Origin of the sequence: Kitasatospora putterlickiae, from assembly GCF_039527695.1 — a bacterium.
GTDB classification, from domain to species: domain Bacteria; phylum Actinomycetota; class Actinomycetes; order Streptomycetales; family Streptomycetaceae; genus Kitasatospora; species Kitasatospora putterlickiae.
Genome location: NZ_BAAAKJ010000412.1, coordinates 8,284 through 15,038 on the forward strand (window position 1 = coordinate 8,284; position 6,755 = coordinate 15,038).

Annotated in this window: 5 protein-coding genes and 1 pseudogene; 1 reads left to right on the forward strand and 5 read right to left on the reverse strand. The window is 75.5% G+C overall.

Features of this window, described 5'->3' with window-relative positions; all coding sequences use genetic code 11:
- The 5 genes and pseudogenes from ABD308_RS34810 to ABD308_RS34830 all read right to left on the reverse strand — a co-directional run.
- Positions 1–1,423: pseudogene (locus ABD308_RS34810) on the reverse strand (hypothetical protein); the annotation flags it as partial.
- On the reverse strand, positions 1,420–2,274 hold the full coding sequence (locus tag ABD308_RS34815) for a DUF4132 domain-containing protein (protein ID WP_344343915.1): 855 nt from the start codon (positions 2,272–2,274) through the stop codon (positions 1,420–1,422). The gene ABD308_RS34815 and the pseudogene ABD308_RS34810, both read right to left, overlap by 4 nt.
- 157 nt (positions 2,275–2,431) lie before the next feature.
- The gene (locus tag ABD308_RS34820; RefSeq protein ID WP_344343917.1) at positions 2,432–3,640 is read right to left on the reverse strand and encodes a PQQ-dependent sugar dehydrogenase; all 1,209 of its coding nucleotides are present in this window, start codon (positions 3,638–3,640) and stop codon (positions 2,432–2,434) included.
- A gap of 155 nt (positions 3,641–3,795) precedes the next feature.
- A complete protein-coding gene (locus tag ABD308_RS34825) occupies positions 3,796–4,599 on the reverse strand; it encodes an ABC transporter ATP-binding protein (RefSeq protein WP_344343919.1) in 804 nt (267 codons plus the stop codon).
- Positions 4,600–4,682: 83 nt separating this feature from the next.
- Positions 4,683–5,720 (reverse strand): ABC transporter substrate-binding protein, encoded by a 1,038-nt coding sequence (locus ABD308_RS34830; RefSeq protein WP_344343921.1) that lies wholly within the window; start codon positions 5,718–5,720, stop codon positions 4,683–4,685.
- 154 nt (positions 5,721–5,874) lie between these two features.
- On the opposite strand from ABD308_RS34830, the gene ABD308_RS34835 reads away from it, so the two are divergent.
- The coding region (locus ABD308_RS34835) for a FecCD family ABC transporter permease (protein ID WP_344343923.1) at positions 5,875–6,755 on the forward strand (881 nt) is incomplete at its 3' end.

A 6,755-nucleotide genomic window follows, 5' to 3' on the forward strand; every position in this document is an offset into this window, starting at 1 on the left:
CGGCGACGGCGGCCAGGGTGCGGCCGTCGGCGCCGGAGGCGGCGACCCAGTGCTGGATGCGGAAGGCCTGGCCGTCCGGGTCGGCGACCGGGACGCCCTCGGCGAGCAGCAGGTCGAGGAGTTCGAGCTGGGTGGCGCTGCGGCGCACCCCGGTGTAGAGGTCGACCGGGACGGCCTCGGCGCGCAGCCGCTCCACCATCCGGGTGGCCAGGGCGACGGTCGCGGTGTGGATGCCCCGGTCGCGCCAGCCGCGCCCGAGGTGGTTGGTCCAGCGCTGCAGCCAGGCGGCGGCCGACTCGGACGCCCCGGCCGGGTCCGTGGCCGTGGCCGCGTCGGCGGTGGTGGTGGTGGCATCGGCGGGCGGGTCGGTGAGCAGCCCCTCGGCGCCGCTGTCGGCGAGCAGGGCGAGCCAGGCGGTGTCCTGGACGTCGGCGTCGTCGTTGCCGGGCGTGTCGGGCACCAGCTCCAGCAGGCGGGCGCGGACGGCGGCGTCGCTCCGGCCGAGCTCGACGATCCGGCCGCGCCAGGCCTTCCAGAAGGAGCCGGGGGCGCGGTTGACGGCGGGTGAGGCGAGCAGGTCGGCGAGCAGCGCCCGCTCGTGCTCCTCGGGGTCCAGGCCGGCGGCCTTGAGCAGGGCGCGGGCGTCCTCGGCGATCCCGGCGTAGGGGGCCATGCCGGCGGCGGAGCGCTCGGTGCACAGCTGGCGGAACCGCTGCCAGGAGGTCTGCGGGTCGAGCCGCAGGCTCAGCTCCTTGACGTACTGGCGCAGCGCCTTGACGCTGAGCGCGCCGGCCAGGGCGAACTCCAGGAAGACTGCGCGCAGCCGCTCCTCGTCGACGGCGAGGTTGTGGGTGCGCTCGGCCTCGCGGGCCTTGCCGAAGAAGGTGCTGGCGTAGGACTGGTTGCCGTGCTCAAGGAAGATCCGGCCGACCTGCTCGCAGTAGGTGGGCAGGAAGTGCGGGACGGCGCGGCCGAGCCGGCGGGCCAGCTCGTCGAAGCCGTCCTTGGCGTGGCCGGGCTTGGACTTGGCCTGGCGGGCGAGCCGCTCCATCTCCTTGACCAGGGCGAGCGCGTGGTGGCCGTTGGCCGGGTCGTGGACGAGCGCCCAGGCGGGGAAGCCGAGCGCCTCCTGGCGCACCTGGCCGACCTCGACGGGCTCGGTGTCGGGGACGAGTCCGAGGAAGTCGACGGCGGCGTCCTCGGCGGGGCCGAGCGCGCCGGGGACCAGGCGCACGATCCGGCGCCCGTCCAGGGCGGGGTGGGCGTAGCCGCGCGCGGTGAGCACGTCGGCGGCGCTCTCGGGGGTGCCGACGCCGGACAGGGTGCCGGGGGCGAGGATCGCCCCGGCCTCCAGGAGCCGCTCGTGGCGGGCGTCGTCGCCGGGCGCACCGGTGGTGCGGTCGGGTCCGGTGGTGGTGGTCATGCGCCTTCCTCCCCTTCGATCGTGCGGCCGGCGTACAGTGCGGCGGCCATCCGCATCCCCTCGGACCAGGCGACCGGTCCGACCTCGGCCAGCGGCAGGACCTTGCCGTCGGGGCCGGTCCAGCTGAGCGCGCCGGTCTCGCACTCGTCGTACTCGTAGTAGTCGCCGACCCAGACCCGGGCCTCCAGGGCGAGGCCGTCCTCGACGACGGGCAGCACGGCGTGTCCGCCGCGGACCCGGTAGCCGAGCCGGGCGCAGCGGCCGACCAGGTCGCGCAGGGCGCCGTAACGCCCGCCGGCGTAGGTGTCGACCTCGGTGCCGGTGGTCTCGCCGGGCTTGTGCCAGACCTCCCGGTACAGCTGCTGGACCTGCTGGGAGACGCCGAGTTCGACGGCGAACTCGCGCAGCTCGTCGAGGTCCTCCAGCAGGACCGGGTGGGGTATCCGCAGTTCGCCGTCGGTGAGGCGGACGGTGTCGCCGTCGAGGTCGACCAGGCCGAGGCCGCGCTCGGCGTCGGCGCCGCGCAGGAAGCCGGCGACGGCGCCGTCCGGTCCGGTGACCACCAGGTCGCGCAGGACCTCCTGCCACGCCTCGTCCGCCCAGACGGCGGTGACGACGGCCGCGGGCACCGGCAGGGAGCGGACCATCCACCGCTCGACGGTCTCCAGGCAGCCGCGCCGGTGCGCCTCCAGCCACTCGGTGAGCTGCCTGAGCCCGACGACCACCGGGTCGTCGTTCAGCTTCGGCGGGACGGCCTTCAACTGACGGCCGGCCGCGTTGCGGCAGACCACCTTGCCCTCCTCGTCGAAGGCGACTTGGTAATCGCCCGCTCCCGTATCCACCCACGCCACGGCCGCTCTCCTCCCAGTCGGTCAGTGATGGGAGGAACGTAACGGGACGCACTGACAACCGAACCGGCAGGGAGGGGTACTGACCGGTAGGAACCGGCGCATCCCCGGTCGAACCGCGTTCAAACCGCTCGAACAGGTGATCAAATACCGCGCCGGGTCACCGCCCGTTGACGACCAGTCGCAGGATTCGGTCGTCGCCCGGGCGCGGGTCGCCCCGGCCGTCGGTGTTGTCGGTGACCAGCAGCAACGTGCCGTCCCGGTCGGCCGTCACGGTGCGCAGCCGGCCGTAGGTCCCGGAGAGGAACTCCTGCGGGGCGCCGGCGAGCCGGTCACCGGCCAGCGGGACCCGCCAGAGCCGGGCGCCGCCCAGGGCGGCCATCCAGACGGATCCGGCCGCGTGGGCGATGCCGCTCGGGGAGGCGTCCGCGGTGTGCCACTGGGCGACCGGGTCGGTGAACCCCGGGCGGCCGGCGGTGCCCTCGACGTCCGGCCAGCCGTAGTTGCCGCCGGGGGTGATGTGGTTGAGCTCGTCCCAGGTGTCCTGTCCGAACTCCGAGGCGAACAGCCGCCCCTGCGGATCCCAGGCCAGGCCCTGGACGTTGCGGTGGCCCAGCGACCAGACCGGGGAGCCGGGGAACGGGTTGCCGGGGGCGGGGGCGCCGTCCGGGGACAGGCGCAGGATCTTGCCGCCGAGCGAGTCGCGGTCCTGGGCGAGCGGGCGCTCGTTGGCGTCGCCGGTGCCCGCGTAGAGGAGGCCGTCGGGGCCGAAGGCGATCCGCCCGCCGTTGTGCCGGGGGCCGTGCGGGATCCCGGCCAGCAGGACGACCGGCTCGCCGAGTTGGGAGCCGGCCGGGCGGGCGGGGTCGTAGCCGAGGCGGACGATCCGGTTGTCGGAGGCGGTGGAGAGATAGGCGTAGACCTGGTGGTCGGCGGCGAAGCCGGGCGACAGGGCGAGGCCGAGCAGGCCGCCCTCGCCGCCGGAGGTGACACCGGGGACGGTGCCGGCCTCGGTCCTGGTGCCGTCCCGCGCCGAGACGCGCAGGATCCTGGCGTCGTCGCGCCCGGAGACCAGCAGGTCGCCGTCGGGCAGGACGGCCAGGCCCCACGGGGACTCCAGACCGTCGGTGACGGTGCCCGAGACGTCCACCGAGACGGGAGCGCCCGGCGTCGGGGTCGGGGTCGCCGACGGGGGCGCGGGCGCGGACGGGGACGGCGCCTCCGTCGTGGGCACCGGCGCGACCTGGGCGGCCGTGGCCGACGGGAGCGGCGCCCCCGCGGGCTCCGGAGCGGAGGCCGCGGAACAGCCGGCGGTGGCGGCCGAGCCGAGGACGAGGGCGACGAACAGGGCGGCGGAGCGACGGAGCATCGGTGACCTCTCCCGGAAACGGCGGGCACGGCGGCGCCACGGGCGCCCGGAGGACGCCCGGAGGACGCCCGTCCAGCAGACCACACCCCGGGTGCGCCGCGAACCGCAACCCGCCGCGCCCGTCGGACCGTTCGGGGGCCCCGGACGGCCGCCCGTCAGCCGGCCGGGGAGTCCGCCGTCCGCTTCCCGGCCCGGGGGACGATCACCGGCGCGCCGTCCCCGGGGGCCGCGAGCACATCGCTGTCCACGTCGTACAGCGCCCGCACCAGCGGCGCGTCCACCACCTCGCGCGGCGCCCCGCACGCGAGCACCTCGCCGCCGCGCATCGCCACCACCAGATCGGCGTAGCGGGCCGCCGCCGCGAGGTCGTGCAGCACCATGACGACGGTGCGCCCGCCCGCCGCGACCTCGCGGACCAGTTCCAGCACCTCGACGGCGTGGCCGAGGTCGAGGGCGCTGGTCGGCTCGTCGAGCAGCACCACCGGGGCGTCCTGGGCGAGCACCATGGCGAGCCAGCAGCGCTGCCGCTGGCCGCCGGAGAGCCGGTCGAGCCGCCGGTCGGCGAACTCCTCGACGCCGGTGGCCCGCAGCGCCTCGGCGGTGAGCCGCTCGTCGTCGGCGGACCACTGCCGGAACAGTCCCTGGTGCGGGTGGCGGCCGTAGCGGACCAGCCCGGCCACGGTGACCGCCTCCGGGGCCTGCGGGCTCTGCGGCAGCAGCGCCACCCGGTGGGCGGCCTGGCGGGGGCGCAGCCTCCAGATGTCCTCGCCGCCGACCAGCACCCGCCCGGAGTCCGGCCGGTGGAGGCGGGCGATCGAGCGCAGCAGGGTGGACTTGCCGCAGCCGTTGGGGCCGACGATGGCCACCACCCGCCCGCCGGGCACGGTGAGGTCCACCCCGCCCAGCACCGGGCGCCCGGGGCCGTAGCCAGCCGTGAGGCCCTCGACCGTCAACTCCATGGCGGGTTCCTTCGATTAGCGGACGGGACGACGAGACGACGGGAAGGCGGCGGGCGCCCGCCGAGGACGCTCGCCGCCGGCGGTCACTTGGCGCCGAGCGCCTTGCTGATGTCGCCGATGACCACGTCGGCCGCGAGCGGGCCGCCCCGGGTGGACCAGACGGAGCCGTCGACGGTCACGGTGTGGTTGTTCTTCACCGCGTTCAGCTCCTGGTAGGCGGGCTTGGACTGGACGTCCTTCAGCGCCGCCTTGCCGTCGTCGGTGAGGGTGGAGAGGAACAGCCAGTCGCCGTCGATCTCGTTGATCTTCTCCAGGCTCAGCGCCGGGGTGTGCGCGTTGCCGTCCTTGTCCTGGGCCTGCGGGCGGGTCAGGCCCATGTCGAGGGCGACGCCGCTGGCGAACTGCTTCTTCTCCATCCAGCTCGGGCCGGTCGGGTTCCAGCGCACGATGGAGACGGCCTTGCCCTTGTTCTCGCCGAGCTCGCCGCCGGCCTTGGCGGCCTTGGCGTCGTAGTCGGCGATGACCTTGTTGGCCTGGTCCAGCTTGTTGACGGCGTTTCCGATGCCGCGGAAGGAGAGCTTCCAGTCGTCGGTGGGCGCCATGGTGACCAGGGTGGCCGGGGTGATCTCGCGCAGCTGCTTGAGGACCTGCTGGTCCTGCATGTCACCGGCCAGGATGAGGTCGGGCTTGGCGGCGATCACCTTGTCCATGACGGGCTGCAGCAGGTTGCCGACCACCGGGACGCCCTGGACCTTGTCCTTCAGGTACGCCGGCGGCTCGTTGAGGCCCTGTCCGTTGGTGATGCCGGCCGGCTTGAGGCCGAGCGCGAGCACCGCGTCGAGGTCCTCCTGGGTGAGGGTGACGATGCGCTTGGGCTCGGCGGGGATCTCAACGGCCGTGCCGGTGGCGTCCTTGACGGTCCGCTTGCCGCCGGCGGCGTCGGCCGCGCCGCCCGCGGCCGCGGTGGTGGCGGCGCCGGACGGCGAGCCCTCCGCGGAGCCCTTGTCGGAGGAGCCCGAGGAGCCGCAGCCGACGAGCAGGAGCGTGGCCGCCCCGGTGGCGGCCAGCGCCTGGACCGCACGGCGGCGGGCGGGGTGGAGCGGGCTCTGGCGGGTCGACATGGAGGCCTCCGGGCAGGGGTGTTGCAGACGGGCGGTGCGGTCGGTGAGCGGTGGAACGGTGGTGCGGTGCCGCGAACCAGGGGCGGTCCGGACGGATCCGGCTCCCGGCCGGACGGCGGTCCAACCGCGATGACCATTAGGTTAGCCTTACCTTATGACATTGTCGCAAGTGGGTGCCGCCGAGGCGGCCGACGCGGATCCCCCCGTCCCCGCCCCGCCGGCGGCCGAACGGTCGCGCCGCACCTCCTGGGCCGCCGTCGGCGGCGTCCTCGCCGCCCTGCTCGCGCTCACCGCGCTCTCACTGTCCGTCGGCGCCGGCGAGGTCGGCCCCGGCCGGGTGCTGGACTACTTGCTCGACACCGACGGTGCCCGCTCCGACAGCCGACTCGCCCTGGTCGTCGGCGACCTGCGGCTGCCCCGCACCCTGACCGCGCTGCTGGTCGGCGCCGCGCTCGGCGTGGCCGGCGCGCAACTGCAGGCCGTCACCCGCAACCCGCTCGCCGAGACCGGCCTGCTCGGCGTCAACGCCGGCGCCTCGCTGGGCGTCGTGCTCGGCATCGCCGTCCTCGGCGTGCAGACCTCCTACGGCTACCTCGCCTTCGCCTTCGGCGGCGCCGTGCTGGCCAGCGGGCTGGTCCTGGCGATCGCCGGCAGCCGGGGCGGCGGCTCCCCGATGCGGCTGGTCCTCGGCGGCTCCGCCGTCGGCGCCACCTTCGGCGGCCTGACCGGCGTGCTGATCGTCAACTCCCCCGAGGCGTACGACCGCTACCGGGTCTGGGTGCTCGGCTCGCTGGCCGGCGTGGAGGGCTGGACGACGCTGCGCCAGCTCGCTCCGGTCCTCGGCGCCGGCTTCCTGGTCGCCCTGCTCACCACCCGGCCGCTGTCCGCGCTCGCGCTCGGCGACGACCTCGCCCGGGGCCTGGGCCACCGCCCCGGCGCCACCCGGGCCGCCGTCGCGCTCGCCGTCACCCTGCTCACCGCCTCCGCCGTCGCGCTGGCCGGGCCGATCTCCTTCCTCGGGCTGCTCGCCGGCTT